Genomic DNA, 18,544 nt, shown 5'->3' with positions numbered 1-18,544 from the left:
ATCCATCCCATAAGCCGGGATAATTAATTTGGTTCCTTCCATAACTGGTTCAATGTAATGACGAGTACTGTTCCAATGAGAAGTCCATTGCTTAGAAGGTTCTGCAGCACACCCGGGAGTCCTGTGAAGACGTCCGGCGGCAGAAACATCAGTCCGATCCCGAGCAGAAAAGACAGGCCTAGAATCGTCAGTTTCCGCTGATCGAGGGGTTCCATCGTCAAGTTCGACAAACCGAGGCCCATCAACTGTACAAACGTGGCTAAAAGCGCTGCATTCGCCACCGGAGCAGGCACAGAAGATATGAACCTGACCACAGGCGGAAAGAAAGACAGACCGGTCAGGAGCAGGGAAGCATAAAGGAACGGCTGCTTCCGTTTCTGTCCGGTCAGCTGCATAAATCCGGAGGAGGAAGCCAGCGAGACGTTGGCCACCGCAGAAAAAAGAGCGGTCAGGCCGTGGTTGATGCCCAGAAAGCCGCTCCCCCGGTTGATCTGCTCATATGTATACCGTGGCTTTCCATATATGGTCTGGCTGACAGCGATGACCGAAGCCACTAAATTCGACAGTAGAATCACGGCAGTAATCAATCCCAGAGGAAGAGTACCGAGAGTCATGGCCGGCGGTCCCCAGGCAAAAACTTCGGGAAGGGCAAACCACTCGACGGCTGTAGATTCAACGCCCTTCGCCGGAACAGCTATTTCATACAATACCCATCCTGCGCTGATCCCAATCAGGACAGCAAAACTTTTCATCCATCCCCGCCCAGTGATAGAAAGCCCGAGAACAAGGGCAAGCGTGACAAAAGCCGTCCACGCATCTGTCCCGTCAATACCCTCCGCTCCTTCCTGAAGGCCGAGCATCCCTTCAAGAAAGGTCCCGCTCAACTGAACGGTCAGCATAAATAAAAAAGCGCCGGTCACAAAAGGGGTAAAGACGAACAAAACCCGGTGGGACAATTTGAACAAGCCGAATAAAACTAAAAACAGTCCGGTCCACAGCATCGTCCCCTCCAGCACTTGGAGCGTCTCCATATAGGTATCCCCGTTCTGTTTTCCACTGAAAGCCATAACGGCAAAAATACTGATCCAAATACCGGCCGGACCTTCCATGATCGGAAGCTTATGACCGATCACTCCTTGAAGAAAGGATGCCGCCCCTACTACAAATAACGTCCGCTGCATCAACCCGGCAACCTCCGGAAAGGAAAGGCCGAACAAAGAACCGATCACGATCGGCAGGGCGACAGCACTTGCCAGAAGAAACACAAACCACTGGACGGTTTCCAGCGTCTCTGTCATCCATTGCGTTGATTGTTTTTCCATTCTATCCACCTGCTGTCTACACTGATTTTTCTACATAAAACGTCATCGTTCCACGTGAAACGACAAATAGAAAAGCACAGCGGAAGGCTGTGCTTTTCCTGCTTATTCTTCTAATGTGGACGTATCACCTGTCGGAAGCCCGAGCTCCCACGACTTCAATAACCGCCGCATGATTTTACCACTTCTCGTTTTCGGTATCGTGTCCTTGATTTCGATTTCACGAGGGGCGGCATGGGCGCTGAGTCCCTTTTTCACAAACTGGCGGATGTCCTCCAGCAGCTCATCGGACTGCTCGTATCCATCCCGCAGTGTTATAAAGGCTTTAATGATTTCGCCCCGCTCTGGATCGGGTTTACCGATGACACCTGCTTCTGCCACCGCTTCATGTTCAATCAGTTTGCTTTCCACCTCAAAAGGCCCTACGCGTTCGCCGGACGTGTTGATTACATCATCCAGACGGCCCTGGAACCAGAAGTAGCCATCTTCATCCTTATAAGCACTGTCTCCGGAGACGTACCAGCCGTTCAGGAAGTAGCTTTCGTACTTTCCAGGGTTGTTCCAGACGGCACGCATCATGGACGGCCATCCTTCTTTAACAGCGAGGTTCCCCATCTGATTGTCCGGGAGTTCGTTTCCTTCGTTATCTACGATGGCGGCCTCAATACCCGGGAACGGCTTACCCATCGATCCCGGTCGAATATCCATTGCCGGATAGTTACAGATCAGCATCCCGCCGGTCTCCGTCATCCACCACGTATCATGGATCCGCAGATCAAAGGCGGATAACCCCCATGTCACAACTTCAGGGTTCAATGGTTCTCCCACACTCAATACATGTCGGAGTGATGATAAGTCATGCTTTCCTGCCGCCTCTTTACCAGCACTCAACAATTTACGGAAGGCTGTGGGCGCCGAATACCATACCGACACATCATAGGCCGCAATTGTTCCGTACCAGTCATCCGGGCTGAAACGTCCACCGCGGATCACGTTGGTCACTCCGTTGAGCCACGGGGCGAATATTCCGTAGCTTGTACCGGTCACCCACCCGGGATCGGCGGTACACCAGTACACGTCGCCTTCCTTCAGATCGAGCACCCATTTTCCGGTTTGATAGTGCTGGATCATCGCATTGTGAACGTGGTAGACACCCTTCGGCTTTCCTGTTGAGCCGGAAGTATAATGAAGGAGCATTCCATCCTCCAAGTCGACCCATTCCACATCAAAAGATTCAGAGGCGGCCTTCATTTCCTCTTCATAGGAAATGTAGTTGCCAGGAGCTTCCCCGCCCACAAGGACAATCTGCTTCAAGTGCGGCAGATCATCGGCCGGTACACGCTCCAGCAAATCCGGTGTCGTGATCAGCATCGTCGCTTCGCTGTCCTCCAGACGATCCCGGACCGCCTGCTCCATAAAGGCTTCAAACAGCGGGCCTGCGATCGCTCCCACCTTCAAAATACCAAAGAAAGCCGCATAAAATTCCGGGCTTCTCGGCATGAAAAGGAAGACGCGGTCCCCTTTTTCTATATGGTGTTTTTTCAACACGTTGGCAAATTGGTTACTTTTTCTGCTCAGGTCTGAGAAACTCAGCGTTTCCTCCCTGTCCGGTGCGGAATAAATCAACGCCGGCTGATCTTTCTTGTCCGGGTTTTCCGCATGGCGGTCAATCGCTTCATAAGCGGCATTGACTCGTCCGGTGTCGTTCCAAGTAAAATGCTGCTTTGCATCGTCCCACTGAAAATTTTCATACGTCTGCTTGTAGTTTTCCATGTTGTGATTGCCTGATCGAGCTGGAATTGGCTGCATGTCCATTAAATCACCTCATTAGAATGTTTTTTGTAAACGTTTTCTGCATGTGACAAAACAAAGCTCTGAAGGAAATCAGAGCCGCGCATTTTTTCTGAAAATTTCACGAATTACTTCTATTGTAGGGGATTACGAATGATTTTTAAAGAGTATTCTCCAAAGATTTACAGAAACGGGTCGGATGCCGGAGGAAATTGACAGGTTTCTCCTCCCTTCTATATAATAAACCCAACAGAACAAAGAGGTTTCTTAGCCCACCCCTCTATAAAAAACTAAGGATGTAGACGACACAAGCCGCTGCCCTTAGAGGCAGCGGCTTTTTATTTTACTTATATGGAGGAGACGATATTATGCCAGGACGAAATGAAGAGGAGCTTCCCCTTTCCCTGCTCGGAAACCAGGGAACAAGCTATTCGTTTGAATACGATCCGGAGGTATTGGAAACGTTCGACAATCAGCATCCGAACCGTGATTACTTTGTTAAATTCAACTGTCCGGAATTCACCACGCTCTGTCCGAAAACGAGACAGCCGGACTTCGCGACGATTTACATCAGCTACATCCCCGATGTGAAGATGGTGGAAAGTAAATCACTCAAGCTTTATCTATTCAGTTTCCGCAATCACGGCGACTTCCATGAGGACAGTGTGAACACGATCATGAACGACCTGATTGACCTCATGGATCCGCGCTACATCGAAGTGTGGGGGAAATTCACACCACGAGGCGGTATTTCCATTGATCCGTTCTGTAACTATGGAAAGCCTGGAACAAAATATGAGCAGATGGCCGATCACCGTCTGATGAATCACGATCTCTACCCTGAAAAAGTCGACAACCGCTGAAGAAAGACCAAGCGTTCCGTCAGAGACGATCCTATACAAAGGAGCTGCCCCGGTGGGACAGCTCCTTTTTGTTTACTGCTTATCGTTTTTATACTGCATATAGACGACCTGGGTTACGAGGAAGTCTTCCATGCCGTGTTTACCATCGGCACCACCGAGGCCGGATTTCTTCATACCCGCATGATAGCCTTGAACAGCTTCGAAGTTTTCACGGTTCACGAATGTCTCCCCGAACTTCAGCTCGTTCACGACACGCATCGCTTCATTCATATCTTCCGTATAAACAGAAGAGGACAGACCATATTCCGTGTCATTTCCTTTTTCAATCGCTTCATCCAGCGTCTTGAATGTGGAAATCGGAATGACCGGACCGAAAATCTCTTCATGCATAATGTTCATATCATGGGTGACATTCGTCAAAATGGTCGGCTTATAGAAGAACCCTTTGTCCATGTCTGCGCGTTCCCCGCCAATTTCAATGTGGGCACCAGCATCCACAGCCTCTTTGACCATGGATTCCACTTCTTCGATGCGGTCCATACTGACGAGCGGACCAACTTCGGCTTGTTTATTTTCACGCGGGTTACCGAGTGTTTTATTTTCGAAGTTATGACGCAGCTTGCTGATCAGTTCTTCTGCGACACTTTCGTGTACGTAGACACGCTCGGCGTTTGTACACGCCTGTCCATTATTAGCTAAACGGGAAGTCGTTATGTTTTCCGCCGCTACATCCAGGTCGGCGCTGGCTGTTACGATAGCCGGTGCTTTACCGCCGAGTTCAAGGTTGACCTTCGTAATATTCTGAGCAGCCGCTTCCATGACTTTCGTTCCGGCTCCCACACTTCCCGTCATCGTAATCATGTGGACATCTTTATGCTTGGCAAGGGTATTGCCGATTTCAGAGCCTGTTCCTGTGACAAGGTTGTAGACCCCTTTAGGAATATCCTCCATGCTGTCGATGATTTTCGTGAATTCGACAGCTGTATTCGGTGTCTGCTGACTTGGCTTCAAGACGAGGGTACAGCCGGTAACAAGCGCTGTCGCTACTTTTCTTGCCAGAATAAACATCGGGAAATTCCATGGGACGATTCCGGCTACGACACCAATCGGCTTTTTATAAATGAATATATTTTCGTTTGCACGATCACTCGGGACAATTTCACCTTCAATACGACGGGCCCATTCCGACATATACCGGAAATAATCAATTGCGAGATCTATTTCTCCGCTGGCCAGCTCATAATCTTTCCCCTGCTCTTCCTGAAGAAGATCAATGAACCGGTCACGGTTTTCTTCAATTTTATCTCCAAGGCGCCGGACGATTTTACCGCGCTCGATATTCGGAGTCAGTTCCCAGCCCTTCTGCGCAGCAGCTGCTGCTTCCACTGCTTTGTTCACATCTTCCTCCGTCCCTTTGGGAATACGGGAGATGACTTCCTCTGTGGCTGGATTAACGACGTCAATCCACTCCGATCCATGTGACTGTGTATATTCACCATTGATGTATAATTGATGTTCCTTCATTGATGATCCTCCTCCGTGCTTTTTGTCTCCTTCGTTCCACTTTGTTTCCTCAACTAAACGACAGAATGTGTTAAAGTTTCAGCGGACCATATAAAAAAGCCTTGAACATCAAGGCTTCCTACCATTCTAGAATATATCCCTTCACCTGCTTCATTTCCCCGGATTCGACTTTTTGATCTCCCTGGAAATACGGGTGTTCTTCCTTCAGGTGATACGTGATCGTTTCAGGGTCCAAATAAAGCTTGTACTCCAAATCTGTGACTTTATGAAGCGTAATTCCAGGTACTGTGGTCTGGTCTTCCCCTTCGCGGACGAGAAGAATATCAATCTGGTTATATCCTTCCGTCAATAAATGTTCCTTTAAATCCATAGTGGACTCCCCCGTCCTTTTTTTATAGTACGTTTTACCCTTCCTGCACCTTATACAAACTTTATATATGTAAGAGCGGGAAAAATCCCGCTGTCTATTTAATAACCGTATCCACGGCCGCCCATGTAAGAAGCACCGATAATGATCAAAAGGATGAACAAAACAACCAACAGTGCGAAACCACCGCCGTATCCTCCGCTCATTTCTTCCCCTCCTCTCTTTCCTACCTTATTACCTTATTCAGGTGGATAAGGAAAGACAGGGCAGGTGCGGATTTTGAAAGAATTCCCCCCGTGTCTGCACATTTTCAAAAAGTAAAGACACGCTTCAGGGAAAGAAAAGCAAAATAGACAGCCTGAAGAAAGAAAAGCACGCCCCATACCGGAGATGGGATGATCCGGAAGGCGCGGGCCAGATTGGCGGCATCACCAGCCTGCCCCGGAGACACGAAGCTGATCCACATGATTTCAAACGCACTGGTTACGGACTCGACAAGAACGAGGGAGGCGAGCAGAAGAAGGACATACTGCACAATCGTGTCATGACCGGTCCGAAGCAGCCAGATAAAACCGGCCCCAAAGGTCACGATCCAGAACACTCCATAGATATTCCGGACCCAGAAGAGCAGGTTCACAGCAAGGATGGCAAGCAGGATATACATCACCCATGACCAGTATCCCTTACTGATGAAATAGAAAAAAACAAAGGCTGTGAAGGAGGCCGCTATATATCCCGAAAGACTTGTCGCCACATGGCTCAGCCACGAACTGTGACCGGTCAGCGTAACACCGGACGTATTCGGGAATAAAGAGATATGCCTCACTTCCCCACCTGTCAATAAAGCTGTGAGAGAATGACCGGTTTCATGTATCATAGTATTCAAGACTGCAAAATATTTACCTGCTACGGGAAGCTGGGTCAACAAAAGCGCCAGAACCAGCGCGGTGATGATTTGGAGTTTCATGCTATTCAACCTTTCTTTATCATGGATGTTTTATGCCCTGTCACCGAATCAACAAAGGCCGAAAGGAGGCTGTTTATGAAAAAAAGCATATGGGCTGCTTCCGTAATCCTTCTCTTCTTTTCAGCCGGATGCGCGAGTGCCAGTGAAAAACCGACCGTGACCATAGCTGCTGCGGCCAGTTTGACAGATGCTATGGAGGAAATCGTTCCATCCTATGAAGAGGCCTACAACGTCGATGTGACCTTATTATTAGGAAGTTCCGGTAAGTTGGCACGTCAGATTGAGCAGGGGGCTCCTGTCGACGTTTTTCTATCTGCCGATACCCGATGGACGACCTACTTAAAAGAACGTGGATACACGGATGATGCGCAGATGGAAACCTTTGCGGAAAACCGGCTCGTCGTTATCAGTCATCAGGAACACGCAGCGGCCGGCTCCCTGGACGCATTGAAAAAGGCAGCGGAAGATCAAACGACAGCCATCGGTAACCCGGACAGCGTCCCTGCTGGTACATATACGAAACAGGCGTTGGAAACGATTCACCTTTGGGATCAGATGGAAGATGACATGGTCTTTGCCGGAGATGTCCGGCAGGTGCTCACTTATGTAGAATCCGGCGACGCGGACTATGGTGTCGTCTATGCCAGTGATGCCTTCACATCGGACAAGGTACACGTCACCGCAGAAGTCGACCCGTCTTTACATGAATCGATCATTTATCCTGCCGCCGTCATTACAAAAAGCCGGGCTGAGGAGGCCGCCTCTGACTTTATAACCTTCCTGTCTACAGAAGCGGCCGGTAAAACCTTAGAAAACTATGGTTTTACCGCTGCAGGGGATGAAACGAACGAATGATGAGCATCAGTCCTCTCCTGCTCTCCCTAAAAGTAGCAGCCATCGCCACCATGATCGTTTTCATATCCGGGACGCTTGCAGCACGATTGATTTCCCGGAAAATATTTCCCGGGAAAAGTTTACTGGAATCATTATTTCTCCTGCCTCTTGTCCTCCCGCCGACCGTCATTGGCTTTTGTCTTCTATATGCGTTCGGCAGGAATGGCTGGGCTGGTCGGTTATTGATGCACTGGTTTGACCTGCAGGTGGTGTTCAGCTGGACAGGAGCTGTCATCGCTTCCGCCGTCGTCTCCTTCCCGCTGATGTATCAAAGTGCGGCGGCTGCTTTTCAAAACTATGATACACAGCTGGAAAATGCGGCTCATAATCTTGGTGCTTCCAGAGCAAAGGTATTCTTCACGATCGCGCTGCCGCTGGCCTGGCCGGGACTGCTCGCCGGCCTTGTCATGACATTCGCCCGATCTCTCGGAGAATTCGGAGCGACGTTGATGGTGGCCGGCTATATTCCGGGAGAAACCGACACCATTCCTCTTGCCATCTACTTTGCCGTCGAATCCGGACGGATGGAGGAAGCTCTCCTTTGGGTGCTTACAATTATCGCACTCGGATTCAGTGCTGTATACTGGCTGCAGACATGGAGCAGACGGAAAATCAATTTTTTCAGGCATCATTCTTCCTGAATGGGCGTTTCTAAAATAAATCAATGAGGTGAGATCATGAAAATTGTTGTTTTTGGTTCTACCGGTGGAACAGGAAAGGCCTTTGTCGAACAAGCTCTGGAATCCGGCCATGACGTTACCGCTTTTCTGAGGGATCCCGAAAAGCTCCGCATAAATCATGAACGACTGAATAGGGTACAAGGGGACGCAAGGAATGAGGAGGATGTTCGCCAGGCCGTCCTCGGACAGGAGGCCATTGTCTCCTGTCTCGGTTCAGAATCGTTGAAAGACCGCAGCACCCTGACCACTATGACGGAAAACATCCTGACCGCTTCCGCGCAGCATAACATCAAGCGGCTGCTCTACGTCGCCTCTGCCGGGCTGTACAATGAAATTCCCGGACTGACCGGGTGGATGAGCCGGATAATTTTAAGAAACGTCCTGCACGATCACCGCCGGGCGGTCAATGCAATCATAGCAGCGGATATGGATTATACGATTGCCCGTCCGATGCGCCTCCTGGATGGACCTGTCACAGGGAATTACCGGACGTCCGAAACCGTGCCGCAGGAGGGCCGAAGCATTTCCAGAGGGGATGTGGCCCATTTTCTGCTTCACGCACTTGAAGAAGGCACCTATGTAAAGGAAACAACAGGACTCGCTGATTAACGCTTCGAAAGGAGAACAGCCATATGGGATATGTAGAAGATTTAAGGGCGCTTGTCGGTCACCGGCCGTTGATCTTCGTCGGGGCTGTCGTCGTTATCGTGGATGACCAGGGGCGCATCCTCCTGCAGCAGCGAACGTCCCCACACGGCGTCTGGGGGCTGCCCGGAGGATTGATGGAACTCGGGGAAAGCACGGAAGAAACAGCCAAACGGGAAGTGCGGGAGGAAACGGGGCTGACGGTCGACAAGCTGAACCTATTCAATGTGTACTCCGGGGCGGACCAATTTATCCGGGCTGATAATGGCGATGAGTTTTACGTTGTCACAACGGCCTATGATACGGACACATACTCCGGTGATTACCGCATGGACCCGAGAGAGTCGCTCCAGTTTAAGTTTACGCCGCCCGATAAGCTTCCTGCTTCCATGGTCGGCAGCCACCGAAAAATGATCCATGACTATTTAAAAAAACCGGTACGATGATCATCGTACCGGTTTCTTCATTTATACCCATATTACGTAAGCAGACGGCTGGAACGCCATTTACGGGACTGCTGGATAAAGTGACCGATTTTTTCAAGGACCGGCTCAATGCTGTTTTCATCATTGAGGACATCATAGTCCGCAATGTTCAGGCGCAGCACAGGGCAGGAATTGAAATTGTCGATCCAGTTGTCATAACGGTTGAACATTTCCTCCCAGTATTCGACAGGTGTTTCCTGTTCCATCGGACGTCCACGCTCTTTAATACGGCCGAGAACATCATCGAAGGAACCTTCCAGATAAATGAGAAGGTCAGGATGAGGGAAATAAGGCGTCATGACCATGGCATCGAACAGATTACGATACGTTTCATAATCCGTTCCTGACATCGTCCCTTTTTCATAGTGCATCCGGGCAAAGATGCCGGTATCCTCATAAATGGAACGGTCCTGGATGAATCCGCCCCCGTATTCGAAGATTTTCTTCTGCTCCTTAAAGCGTTCAGCCAGGAAATAAATCTGCAGGTGAAAACTCCAGCGTTCAAAATCCTGGTAAAATTTATCAAGATACGGATTGGTCTCCACTTTTTCAAAAGATGTCCGGAATTTGAGAGCATCCGCAATCGCATTCGTCATCGTAGATTTTCCGACACCGACGGTACCGGCAATCGTGATCACACTATCATGTGGAATACCGTAGCGTTCACGTGCATTCATTTGATAACTTCTCCTTTATTTAAATGCTGTTCAACTTGAGCAACAATGTAGTTTAAATCGTCCTGATGCTTTACGAAATCCAAATGATCTCCATTGAGGCGGATCACAGGAATGTCCGGATGCGAGGCTTCAAAATGGCTCATGAAATCCTCATAATCCTGGGAAAGCTGTTCAAGATAAGCAGGCTGAATATTGGCCTCCACATCACGGTTCCGCATACGGATGCGGTCCATCAATGTATCAAGGCTTGCATGAAGATAGACGACCATATTCGGTTTAGGCATATCATGTGTTAATATATCAAAAATCTGTGCGTATTTATCAAATTGTTCTTCTCTAAGGGTTCGACGGGCGAAAATCATATTTTTTGAAATATGATAATCCGCTACAACAGGCTTGCCAGCTTGCAGATATTTACGTTCAATGTCTTCCAGCTGCTTGAAACGATTGCAAAGGAAAAACATTTCCGTCTGGAAGCTCCATTCTTCAATATTGTCATAAAACTTGCCTAAAAACGGGTTCTCCTCAACGATTTCCTTTAACAAGTGAAAATCAAACTGGGAGGCGAGCTTTTTAGACAGAGACGTTTTCCCAACCCCAATGGGCCCTTCAACGGAAATGAAAGGTAGATCTCCCATCGCTGTTCCTCCTTCAAACTCTATTCAAGCGGGATCAGCCGTTCAGCGGCCTACCCTTGTTCTTTTTCGACTACAAAAAACGATCCTTTTTGACAGACAGGTATCATTTTATCACATCCACCTGTCGGAAGTAACAGGCGGAGATGCATTTTCATCAAAAGGATTCCTTTGCAATCTCTGGATTCTTTAGTATAATATGACTCGTACGCTTCACAGGCCCCCGTAGCTCAGGGGATAGAGCATCGGTTTCCTAAACCGTGTGCCGCAGGTTCGAATCCTGCCGGGGGCATTCTCTATAAACATCAGCACTCTGCCTGATCCAGGCAGGGTGTTTTTTTATATCAGCATCATTTGGGCAAAAAAAAATCGTTACACGTAGTAACGATTTCTGTTCTATAAATCTCCAATATTTATGCGCGATTGTTATAAATAAAATGGCGGAGGAGGAGGGATTCGAACCCCCGCGGGGCGTAAACCCCCTGGCGGTTTTCAAGACCGCTCCCTTCAGCCAAACTTGGGTACTCCTCCGTGTGACCGACAAGTAATATATTATCATGGCCTGTAGTGACCGTCAACACTCTCCGTAAATTTTTTATAAAAATTTGTCGAAAGGATCCGGGTGATGCCACCTCGTAATTATACAAAGCCCCGGCGCTGCAGTCAAACCTGTGTCTCCCTATAATAAAGAGCGGCGTGGAGGCACTCCCGCCGCTCTTCTGCTGTTTTATCGGATGACTTCTTTTCCACCCATATATGGGCGGAGGACTTCCGGTACAACGACGGTACCGTCCGCCTGCTGATAATTCTCAAGAATAGCGGCGACGGTACGGCCGATCGCAAGGCCGGAACCGTTCAGCGTGTGGACAAATTCCGGGCGTCCTTTTTCTTCACGGCGGAAACGGATACCGGCACGACGCGCCTGGAAATCCTCGAAGTTGGAGCAGGAGCTGATTTCCCGGTAGGTTTCCTGACTCGGGATCCACACTTCGATGTCGTATTTCTTGGCGGCTGTAAATCCAAGATCACCGGTACACATGCTCATGACGCGGTAGGGAAGCTTCAACAGCTGAAGGACCTTTTCAGCATGCCCGGTCAATTCCTCCAGCACATCGTAGGATTCCTCAGGTTTTGCCAGCTGGACAAGTTCGACTTTGTTGAACTGGTGCTGACGGATGAGTCCGCGCGTGTCACGTCCGGCAGAGCCGGCTTCAGAGCGGAAGTTGGTGCTGAAGGCGACAAATTTCTGCGGCAGGTCCTCGCTGGACAGAATCTCTTCCCTGTAGTAGTTCGTTACAGGCACCTCTGCGGTCGGGACAAGGAAGTAATCCCAGTCTTCAATCTTAAAGGCGTCTTCTTCGAATTTCGGCAGCTGGCCCGTTCCTGTCATAGATGTACGGTTGACCATCTGTGGGGGAAGCATTTCCTGATAGCCGTGATCATCGGCATGCAGGTCCATCATGAAGTTCAGAAGTGCACGCTCCAGGCGGGCACCGATGCCTTTATAGAAGACAAACCGGCTGCCGGTTACTTTTCCTGCGCGTTCAAAGTCGAGAATACCAAGGTCTGTGGCGATATCCCAGTGGGGTTTCGCTTCAAAATCAAAGACAGGCGTTTCTCCAGAGCGGCGGGCTTCGATGTTATCCTCTTCATCCTCTCCGACAGGTACGCTTTCATGAGGGATGTTCGGAATGGATAAGAGGAGCGTTTCCAGCTTCTCTTCCACTTCCTTCAGCTCCGTGTCGAGCGTTTTGATACGGTCGCCGACTTCACGCATTTCCTTAATCTTGTCATCGGCGTCCTCTTTGTTTTTCTTCAGCTGGGAGATTTCCTTGGAAACGTCATTCCGGCGCGCCTTCAGCTCCTCAGTCTCCTGAATCAGCTCACGGCGCCGGCAGTCGAGTTCACCAAAGGCATCTAAATCAGAGAGATCTTCGCCCCGCTTCTCCAGCTTTGCTTTCACTTCATCAAAGTTCTGACGTAAAAATTTCATATCCAACATGTGTATGTCCTCCTTTTTTTCATATAAAAAACTCCCGTCCCATATAAGGGACGAGAGCTTTGTTTATGCTTCCCGCGATACCACCCAGGTTGAAGGTTCATGACCTTCCGGCTCGACTCATAACGGTGAGGGGCCGGTCCAGCGTTATCAGCCGGACACTCAAGGATGGATTCACATGGCTCTTCCGTCAGTTTTCACCAGCCACTGACTCTCTGGAGGAAGAGGAACATGCTACTATGTCCTGTCATCGCGTTCATTCTTATTTGGTGATCTTAGATTAGCTGAATTCACCTTACATTGCAAGGCTTTTTCGGGATTGCTCCACCATTTTTACAAAATGTAAAACTAACCGGTGGTCATCTGTCAGTTCAGGGTGGAAGGAACAGGCGAGGTAATGGTCCTGCTGGGCAGCCACAATATGACCATCATAGCGGGCCAGTACCTTCGTCTCTTCTCCTACTCCCTCGATATAAGGAGCTCGAATGAACACAGCTGTAAACTGATCGGCGACTCCGTCGATATCCAGGTCGGCTTCAAAGCTTTCCCTTTGTCTGCCGAATGCATTACGTCGGACTTTGATATCCATGAGTCCGAGATGGACATCATACGAGCCGTCAATTTCAGAGGCAAGCAGGATCAACCCTGCACACGTACCGAAGATCGGCTTCCCCTGTTTTCCGAATTCACGGATCGGTTCAAGGAAGTCATACTTATCAATCAAGCGGCGGATCGCTGTGCTTTCACCGCCGGGAATTATCAGTCCGTCAATGTCCTCCAGCTGTTCTTTTCTCTTAACAACAACGCCGGTGGCACCAGAGGCTTCTACGGAGCGGATGTGCTCACGAAAAGCTCCCTGCAGACCTAATACACCGATAGTAGTCATGCTGCATTCTCCTTTTCTTACTGACTGCGCTCCTGCATACGCTGATCAGGAGTAAGCGTGGACATTTCCATGCCTTTCATCGCTGTGCCGAGTCCTTTGGACAATTCACCGATCAGTTTGTAATCGTCGTAGTGAGTGGTAGCTTCTACAATCGCACGGGCAAACTGAGCAGGATTGTTGGACTTGAAGATGCCGGAACCGACGAATACGCCGTCCGCACCAAGCTGCATCATAAGCGCAGCATCAGCTGGTGTCGCAATTCCGCCCGCAGCGAAGTTGACGACAGGAAGGCGGCCTTCTTCACGGATTTCCATAAGAAGGTCGAATGGTGCACCGTTTTCCTTGGCAAAGACCATCACTTCGTCTTCTGCAAGGCTTTGAAGGTGACGGATTTCTGATTGGATCTGACGCATATGGCGGACAGCTTCCACGATGTTTCCTGTTCCCGGCTCACCTTTTGTACGAAGCATAGAGGCGCCTTCACGGATACGGCGTGTAGCTTCACCGATGTTACGGCATCCGCAGACGAATGGAACCGTGTAATCATCTTTTTTGATATGGTAGATCTCATCAGCCGGAGTCAGTACTTCACTTTCATCGATGTAGTCGACACCCATCGCTTCAAGGACACGGGCTTCTGCAATATGGCCGATACGTGCTTTGGCCATGACAGGGATGGATACAGCATTCATCACTTCTTCAACAATTGTCGGGTCAGCCATACGAGCTACGCCGCCGGCCGCACGGATGTCGGCTGGAACACGCTCAAGGGCCATAACCGCCACCGCACCTGCTTCTTCTGCAATCTTCGCCTGCTCTGCATTGACAACGTCCATGATGACGCCGCCTTTCTGCATTTCAGCCATTCCACGTTTTACGCGATCAGTACCTGTTTGTGACATGTTAATTTCCTCCCTAACAGCTATATCGTTCAAGCATTTATTTTTGAATCATAGATTCTTACTCTCTATTGTATCGCATCTCAGCCTTAATTCCCACTCATTAAATAGGGATTTTACCGTTAGAACCAGCCTTTCACCATATCGACGGCCCCTGTGAAAATATCACTGAAGAATTCACCGATTCCACCAAGCATCAGCATGAACCAGTTGGCTTTCTCCACCGCTTCCGAAGTGACGATATCAACCGTCTGTCCTTCTTCCTTCACAAGGTTTCCGTAGCTTTCGTTCCCTGTATAGACAAGCTTGGCTGTTCCGACTTTCTGACCTTTCTCAACAGGCGCCACAAGCTCGCCGTCTTCGTTGAGCTGATCTTCAGAGATGACAAACTCCACCTCATATTGTTCTTGTTCGCCGCTCTTTAAAAGGGTGCTCAAAGCTTCACTCGTCTCAATCGCAACAGACTCTTCTTTTCCTTTCGTCACAGAAAGAGAATCCTGATCCTCAACTGTTTCACCGGCAGCCAGAAGTTCCTGCCTTGTAAACTGGTTGAATCCGTAATCAAGAAGCGTCCGTGTCTGATTGAAACGGGAGGAACGTGTTTCCGATTTCATCACAACAGAGATGAACCGCTGGCCATCACGCTCAGCTGTACCTGTAAATGTGTTGCCGGCAAGTTCTGTATAACCCGTCTTCAAGCCGTCCATACCTTCGTATTCAAACTGCTTCAAGTTCTGCCCCGGCATACCAGGAAGCATCCAGTTCCAGTTGGTCACCGTCTGATCGGCGAATTCCAATGTAGGCTTGCTGGAAACCTCCAGCGCTTCCGGATAGTCGTTCGTCAAATGATAAGCCAGCAAGGCCGCCGATTTGGCCGACATCATATTGGTGGCATCCGGATCGGTGCCTTCAGGATAGTTGTCCCCCAGATGGTTATTGTTCAACCCGGTGGCATTGACAAACTCATAATCCGGCAGTCCCATTTCCTCTGCCTTGGCATTCATCATCTTGACGAATTCGCCTTCGGTTCCAGCTACCAGTTCAGCAAGCGCAATCGTCGTTGCGTTATCCGAGTTGATCGCCATCGCTTCATAAAGCTCACGAACCGTGTATTGTTCATCTAAACGTAAGCCGACACCGGAGAATTCCGGATTGGCTGATATATCAAAAGCATACTGACTGACAGGGGTCTTCTGATCCCAGCTGATTTTCCCCTCTTCCACAGCCTCCATGACGAGGTATTCCGTCATCATCTTCGTCATACTGGCCGGCGGCAGTGTCAAATCCGCTTCTTTCTCAAACAAAATTTTCCCGGTTTCTGCATCTACAAGTATCGCTGATTTTGCCCCAACATCTACGCTTGCGTATGTATGTCCGGGATTGGCACTTACAGCGAAAATCCCGATCAACAAGGACATGATTAAGGCGATAGATGTTTTAAATCTTTGTGTCACTTTCTCTACCTCCACCCTTTAATTATGCATCCCTGTTATTTTATCACATGCGTATATAAAAGAATAGACAGGGAATAGTCCCTGTCTATCTAGGTCAAACGGAGTAGTTCGGCGATTCTTTTGTAATCTGGACATCGTGGGGATGGCTCTCTCTGAGTCCTGCTCCTGTGATGCGTGTGAACTGGCTGTCCGACCTCAGAGAATCAAGGTCCGGTGTTCCACAGTACCCCATCCCAGAACGAAGACCGCCGAGCAGCTGGTGGATGCTGTCGGCCAGAGGTCCTTTATACGGCATACGGCCTTCAATGCCTTCCGGTACAAGCTTTTTCGATTCCGATTCGTTCTGGAAGTAACGGTCCTTGGAGCCGGACTCCATCGCACCGACAGAACCCATACCGCGGTACACTTTGAAACGGCGTCCTTGGAAGATTTCTGTTTCTCCAGGGCTTTCGGATACTCCGGCAAGCAGGCTTCCGAGCATAACCGCATGTCCACCGGCAGCAAGCGCTTTGACGATGTCACCGGAATATTTAATACCGCCGTCGGCAATGACCGGCTTACCAAGTTCCGCCGCTTCTTTCGCACAGTCATATACCGCTGTGATCTGCGGCACGCCGACACCAGCGACAACACGGGTCGTACAGATGGATCCAGGTCCGATACCGACTTTAACCACATCCGCTCCTGCTTCAATCAGTTCGCGGGTGGCATCAGGAGTCGCCACGTTTCCAGCGATAATGTTGACGTGCGGATGACGGTCGCGGATCCGTTTCACCTGTGCGATGACGCCCTGGGAGTGGCCGTGGGCTGTATCGACAACAAGAGCGTCCACACCCGCTTCGACAAGCTTATCAATCCGTGTCATCGCATCGGCTGTGACACCGACAGCGGCTGCACACAACAGGCGTCCCTGCTCATCCTTGGCCGACTGCGGGAATTCAATCACTTTCTCGATATCCTTGATGGTAATCAGACCTTTCAGGATACCCTGATTATCGACCATCGGCAGTTTCTCGATCTTATATTTCTGAAGAATCTTTTCAGCTTCATCGAGTGTTGTCCCTACAGGAGCTGTGACAAGGTTTTCGCTCGTCATCACTTCCTGGATCTGAATGGAATAGTCTTCAATAAAACGGAGGTCACGGTTTGTCAAAATGCCGACAAGCTTCTGCTCTTCTTCATTGTTCACAATCGGAACACCGGAAATCCTGAATTTGCCCATCAAATGCTCGGCATCAAACACCTGGTGCTCGGGAGTTAAAAAGAATGGATTCGTGATGACGCCGCTCTCGGAGCGTTTGACACGGTCGACGTGTTCCGCCTGCTCTTCAATGGACATGTTCTTATGAATAACACCAAGACCACCCTGACGTGCCATTCCAATGGCCATCGCCGCTTCTGTCACAGTGTCCATACCGGCACTGATAATCGGCATGTTCAGCTTGAGCGTCGGGGAAAGTTCCGTCCTCAGGGATACATCGCGGGGCAGTACATCAGATTTCGCAGGTAAAAGCAGTACATCATCAAACGTTAATCCTTCTTTTGCAAACTTGTCTTCACGCATGCTTGACCTCTCCTTTTTCTTAAAAATAATCTGGGTATAAGTGGGTAAAATAAGTGGAACAGCAGGAAGCTACCATTTCTTATTGTTATTTACAATACGACAATGACCGCCCTTTTTCAACCATAAAAATGAAGGCGGAGCAGCGGATAAAGAAGGAGGGAAGAACGATCATGAGACGGCCGGATTCTTTTTTGCAGTACATGCAGGTAACTTCTCACACCCGTCCATTTCTGCATGCCTGCTATACGGATGGGAAGCATTCCAGAGTGGAGCACCATGCCTACAACAATGCGGAGCGGTTCATGTACGGCCTCACTCTCGGGGGAGAGTATGTCAGTTCTGCTTCCTCCACCCCCTTAAGTGTGCAGCCTCTCCTTTTATATTACGGCCTGAACCATTATTTGAAGGCTTGTCTATTGACGGTGGATCCCGGCTATCCGGCTACAGCCAAAGTGCTTGCCCATGGTCTATCAACAAGGAAAAGAAAGAAACAGCAATACCGTTTTCTTGAAGATGAGATCCGAATTCAGCCGCACGGGCTGTTTCCCCATGCCGCGTTTCATCTGTTCGATTTTTCCGCAGAGAAAGAAAAGGCAGCCATGGATGAACTGCTCCGTCCTTTACCAGCTATGCAGGAGCTTTACTCGTTGAAAAAATGTCAACTGGAACGTGAAGGGACGGCATGGCCGGAACTGCTCAGCTATTTCGCCGTTCTCTACAACCTCAGTATGCTCGTCCGCTATGAAGGGGATTGGTGGGGAGAGATGGAACAGATGCGGGACAGGGAGGATTACGTCTTTATCGTTCATTTTCTGCAGACCGCGATGGATCAGGTGCCGGTATTGATCAGCACCTGGTTAAAAGACCGGCACCTGTCCATACAATGACAGAGGCC

19 protein-coding genes, 2 tRNA genes and 1 other annotated feature are annotated in these 18,544 nt (G+C 49.5%); of the genes, 7 read left to right on the top strand and 14 right to left on the bottom strand.

Going from position 1 to position 18,544, the window contains the following annotated elements; genetic code table 11:
- Positions 1–23: 23 nt before the first annotated feature.
- Both ACXAGL_RS07485 and acsA read right to left on the bottom strand, forming a co-directional pair.
- On the bottom strand, positions 24–1,322 hold the full coding sequence (locus ACXAGL_RS07485; RefSeq protein ID WP_474970175.1) for a purine/pyrimidine permease: 1,299 nt from the start codon (positions 1,320–1,322) through the stop codon (positions 24–26).
- Positions 1,323–1,424: 102 nt separating this feature from the next.
- On the bottom strand, positions 1,425–3,134 hold the full coding sequence (gene acsA / locus ACXAGL_RS07480; protein WP_474970174.1) for an acetate--CoA ligase: 1,710 nt from the start codon (positions 3,132–3,134) through the stop codon (positions 1,425–1,427).
- A 344-nt stretch (positions 3,135–3,478) separates the two neighbouring features.
- On the opposite strand from acsA, the gene queF reads away from it, so the two are divergent.
- On the top strand, positions 3,479–3,973 hold the full coding sequence (gene queF / locus ACXAGL_RS07475) for a preQ(1) synthase (protein WP_474970625.1): 495 nt from the start codon (positions 3,479–3,481) through the stop codon (positions 3,971–3,973).
- A gap of 72 nt (positions 3,974–4,045) precedes the next feature.
- Here queF and aldA read toward each other — a convergent pair whose 3' ends face one another.
- The 4 genes from aldA to ACXAGL_RS07455 all read right to left on the bottom strand — a co-directional run bounded on the left by aldA (position 4,046) and on the right by ACXAGL_RS07455 (position 6,831).
- On the bottom strand, positions 4,046–5,497 hold the full coding sequence (gene aldA / locus ACXAGL_RS07470; RefSeq protein WP_474990697.1) for an aldehyde dehydrogenase: 1,452 nt from the start codon (positions 5,495–5,497) through the stop codon (positions 4,046–4,048).
- Positions 5,498–5,615: 118 nt separating this feature from the next.
- Positions 5,616–5,867: a hypothetical protein gene (locus ACXAGL_RS07465; RefSeq protein ID WP_160890095.1), complete on the bottom strand. Its 252-nt coding sequence runs from the start codon at positions 5,865–5,867 to the stop codon at positions 5,616–5,618.
- Between the two features lie 98 nt (positions 5,868–5,965).
- Complete coding sequence (locus ACXAGL_RS07460; protein WP_084163164.1) at positions 5,966–6,070, bottom strand: YjcZ family sporulation protein; 105 nt, start codon at positions 6,068–6,070, stop codon at positions 5,966–5,968.
- 104 nt (positions 6,071–6,174) lie between these two features.
- The gene (locus ACXAGL_RS07455; RefSeq protein ID WP_474970627.1) at positions 6,175–6,831 is read right to left on the bottom strand and encodes a M50 family metallopeptidase; all 657 of its coding nucleotides are present in this window, start codon (positions 6,829–6,831) and stop codon (positions 6,175–6,177) included.
- A gap of 75 nt (positions 6,832–6,906) precedes the next feature.
- Between ACXAGL_RS07455 and modA the strand changes: the two genes are divergently transcribed.
- From modA to ACXAGL_RS07435, 4 genes are read left to right on the top strand one after another with little or no spacing between them, the layout of a single operon-like run.
- Positions 6,907–7,686: a molybdate ABC transporter substrate-binding protein gene (gene modA / locus ACXAGL_RS07450; protein WP_474970169.1), complete on the top strand. Its 780-nt coding sequence runs from the start codon at positions 6,907–6,909 to the stop codon at positions 7,684–7,686.
- Entirely contained in the window at positions 7,686–8,366 is a 681-nt protein-coding gene (modB, locus tag ACXAGL_RS07445) for a molybdate ABC transporter permease subunit (RefSeq protein ID WP_474970461.1), read from the top strand. The genes modA and modB overlap by 1 nt, the downstream gene beginning before the upstream one ends.
- Before the next feature lie 36 nt (positions 8,367–8,402).
- Positions 8,403–9,014 (top strand): NAD(P)-dependent oxidoreductase, encoded by a 612-nt coding sequence (locus ACXAGL_RS07440; protein ID WP_474970168.1) that lies wholly within the window; start codon positions 8,403–8,405, stop codon positions 9,012–9,014.
- A 23-nt stretch (positions 9,015–9,037) separates the two neighbouring features.
- Complete coding sequence (locus ACXAGL_RS07435; protein WP_474990695.1) at positions 9,038–9,496, top strand: NUDIX hydrolase; 459 nt, start codon at positions 9,038–9,040, stop codon at positions 9,494–9,496.
- A gap of 32 nt (positions 9,497–9,528) precedes the next feature.
- Here the strand turns inward: ACXAGL_RS07435 and ACXAGL_RS07430 are convergent, their stop codons facing one another.
- Positions 9,529–10,212: a deoxynucleoside kinase gene (locus tag ACXAGL_RS07430; protein ID WP_027955844.1), complete on the bottom strand. Its 684-nt coding sequence runs from the start codon at positions 10,210–10,212 to the stop codon at positions 9,529–9,531.
- Positions 10,209–10,850: a deoxynucleoside kinase gene (locus tag ACXAGL_RS07425; protein ID WP_027955845.1), complete on the bottom strand. Its 642-nt coding sequence runs from the start codon at positions 10,848–10,850 to the stop codon at positions 10,209–10,211. Before ACXAGL_RS07425 ends, ACXAGL_RS07430 begins: the two co-directional genes overlap by 4 nt.
- Positions 10,851–11,066: 216 nt before the next feature.
- Here ACXAGL_RS07425 and ACXAGL_RS07420 point away from each other — a divergent pair.
- Positions 11,067–11,139: transfer RNA gene (locus tag ACXAGL_RS07420), tRNA-Arg, on the top strand.
- Positions 11,140–11,285: 146 nt separating this feature from the next.
- Here ACXAGL_RS07420 and ACXAGL_RS07415 read toward each other — a convergent pair.
- From ACXAGL_RS07415 to guaB, 6 genes are all read right to left on the bottom strand, one after another.
- A tRNA-Ser gene (locus ACXAGL_RS07415) sits at positions 11,286–11,378 on the bottom strand.
- A gap of 196 nt (positions 11,379–11,574) precedes the next feature.
- The gene (serS, locus tag ACXAGL_RS07410; protein WP_474990693.1) at positions 11,575–12,849 is read right to left on the bottom strand and encodes a serine--tRNA ligase; all 1,275 of its coding nucleotides are present in this window, start codon (positions 12,847–12,849) and stop codon (positions 11,575–11,577) included.
- Between the two features lie 43 nt (positions 12,850–12,892).
- Positions 12,893–13,106: a binding site (T-box leader), on the bottom strand.
- A 35-nt stretch (positions 13,107–13,141) separates the two neighbouring features.
- Complete coding sequence (gene pdxT, locus ACXAGL_RS07405) at positions 13,142–13,732, bottom strand: pyridoxal 5'-phosphate synthase glutaminase subunit PdxT (RefSeq protein ID WP_474990691.1); 591 nt, start codon at positions 13,730–13,732, stop codon at positions 13,142–13,144.
- A gap of 17 nt (positions 13,733–13,749) precedes the next feature.
- Entirely contained in the window at positions 13,750–14,634 is an 885-nt protein-coding gene (gene pdxS, locus ACXAGL_RS07400; RefSeq protein WP_027955848.1) for a pyridoxal 5'-phosphate synthase lyase subunit PdxS, read from the bottom strand.
- Between the two features lie 119 nt (positions 14,635–14,753).
- On the bottom strand, positions 14,754–16,085 hold the full coding sequence (locus tag ACXAGL_RS07395) for a serine hydrolase (RefSeq protein WP_474990689.1): 1,332 nt from the start codon (positions 16,083–16,085) through the stop codon (positions 14,754–14,756).
- Positions 16,086–16,179: 94 nt separating this feature from the next.
- The gene (gene guaB / locus ACXAGL_RS07390) at positions 16,180–17,649 is read right to left on the bottom strand and encodes an IMP dehydrogenase (RefSeq protein WP_474990687.1); all 1,470 of its coding nucleotides are present in this window, start codon (positions 17,647–17,649) and stop codon (positions 16,180–16,182) included.
- A gap of 170 nt (positions 17,650–17,819) precedes the next feature.
- Here guaB and ACXAGL_RS07385 point away from each other — a divergent pair, with 170 nt between their 5' ends.
- The gene (locus tag ACXAGL_RS07385) at positions 17,820–18,536 is read left to right on the top strand and encodes a YaaC family protein (protein WP_474990685.1); all 717 of its coding nucleotides are present in this window, start codon (positions 17,820–17,822) and stop codon (positions 18,534–18,536) included.
- The last annotated feature ends 8 nt before the right edge of the window (positions 18,537–18,544 follow it).

It is taken from the genome of Halobacillus sp. ABA4_118, from assembly GCF_056160205.1.
The sequence above is the reverse complement of the archived record's forward strand: the minus strand, read 5'-3'. Positions and strand labels throughout refer to the sequence as shown.

Bases quoted from the DNA above. Each gene is read 5' to 3' on its own strand.
- pdxT (WP_474990691.1), bottom strand. From the start codon at position 13,732: ATGACTACTATCGGTGTATTAGGTCTGCAGGGAGCTTTTCGTGAGCAC.
- ACXAGL_RS07435 (WP_474990695.1), top strand. From the start codon at position 9,038: ATGGGATATGTAGAAGATTTAAGGGCGCTTGTCGGTCACCGGCCGTTG.
- guaB (WP_474990687.1), bottom strand. From the start codon at position 17,649: ATGCGTGAAGACAAGTTTGCAAAAGAAGGATTAACGTTTGATGATGTA.
- ACXAGL_RS07460 (WP_084163164.1), bottom strand. From the start codon at position 6,070: ATGAGCGGAGGATACGGCGGTGGTTTCGCACTGTTGGTTGTTTTGTTC.
- pdxS (WP_027955848.1), bottom strand. From the start codon at position 14,634: ATGTCACAAACAGGTACTGATCGCGTAAAACGTGGAATGGCTGAAATG.
- ACXAGL_RS07425 (WP_027955845.1), bottom strand. From the start codon at position 10,850: ATGGGAGATCTACCTTTCATTTCCGTTGAAGGGCCCATTGGGGTTGGG.
- ACXAGL_RS07465 (WP_160890095.1), bottom strand. From the start codon at position 5,867: ATGGATTTAAAGGAACATTTATTGACGGAAGGATATAACCAGATTGAT.
- ACXAGL_RS07430 (WP_027955844.1), bottom strand. From the start codon at position 10,212: ATGAATGCACGTGAACGCTACGGTATTCCACATGATAGTGTGATCACG.
- ACXAGL_RS07485 (WP_474970175.1), bottom strand. From the start codon at position 1,322: ATGGAAAAACAATCAACGCAATGGATGACAGAGACGCTGGAAACCGTC.
- modA (WP_474970169.1), top strand. From the start codon at position 6,907: ATGAAAAAAAGCATATGGGCTGCTTCCGTAATCCTTCTCTTCTTTTCA.
- ACXAGL_RS07440 (WP_474970168.1), top strand. From the start codon at position 8,403: ATGAAAATTGTTGTTTTTGGTTCTACCGGTGGAACAGGAAAGGCCTTT.
- acsA (WP_474970174.1), bottom strand. From the start codon at position 3,134: ATGGACATGCAGCCAATTCCAGCTCGATCAGGCAATCACAACATGGAA.
- modB (WP_474970461.1), top strand. From the start codon at position 7,686: ATGAGCATCAGTCCTCTCCTGCTCTCCCTAAAAGTAGCAGCCATCGCC.
- serS (WP_474990693.1), bottom strand. From the start codon at position 12,849: ATGTTGGATATGAAATTTTTACGTCAGAACTTTGATGAAGTGAAAGCA.
- ACXAGL_RS07385 (WP_474990685.1), top strand. From the start codon at position 17,820: ATGAGACGGCCGGATTCTTTTTTGCAGTACATGCAGGTAACTTCTCAC.
- aldA (WP_474990697.1), bottom strand. From the start codon at position 5,497: ATGAAGGAACATCAATTATACATCAATGGTGAATATACACAGTCACAT.
- ACXAGL_RS07455 (WP_474970627.1), bottom strand. From the start codon at position 6,831: ATGAAACTCCAAATCATCACCGCGCTGGTTCTGGCGCTTTTGTTGACC.
- queF (WP_474970625.1), top strand. From the start codon at position 3,479: ATGCCAGGACGAAATGAAGAGGAGCTTCCCCTTTCCCTGCTCGGAAAC.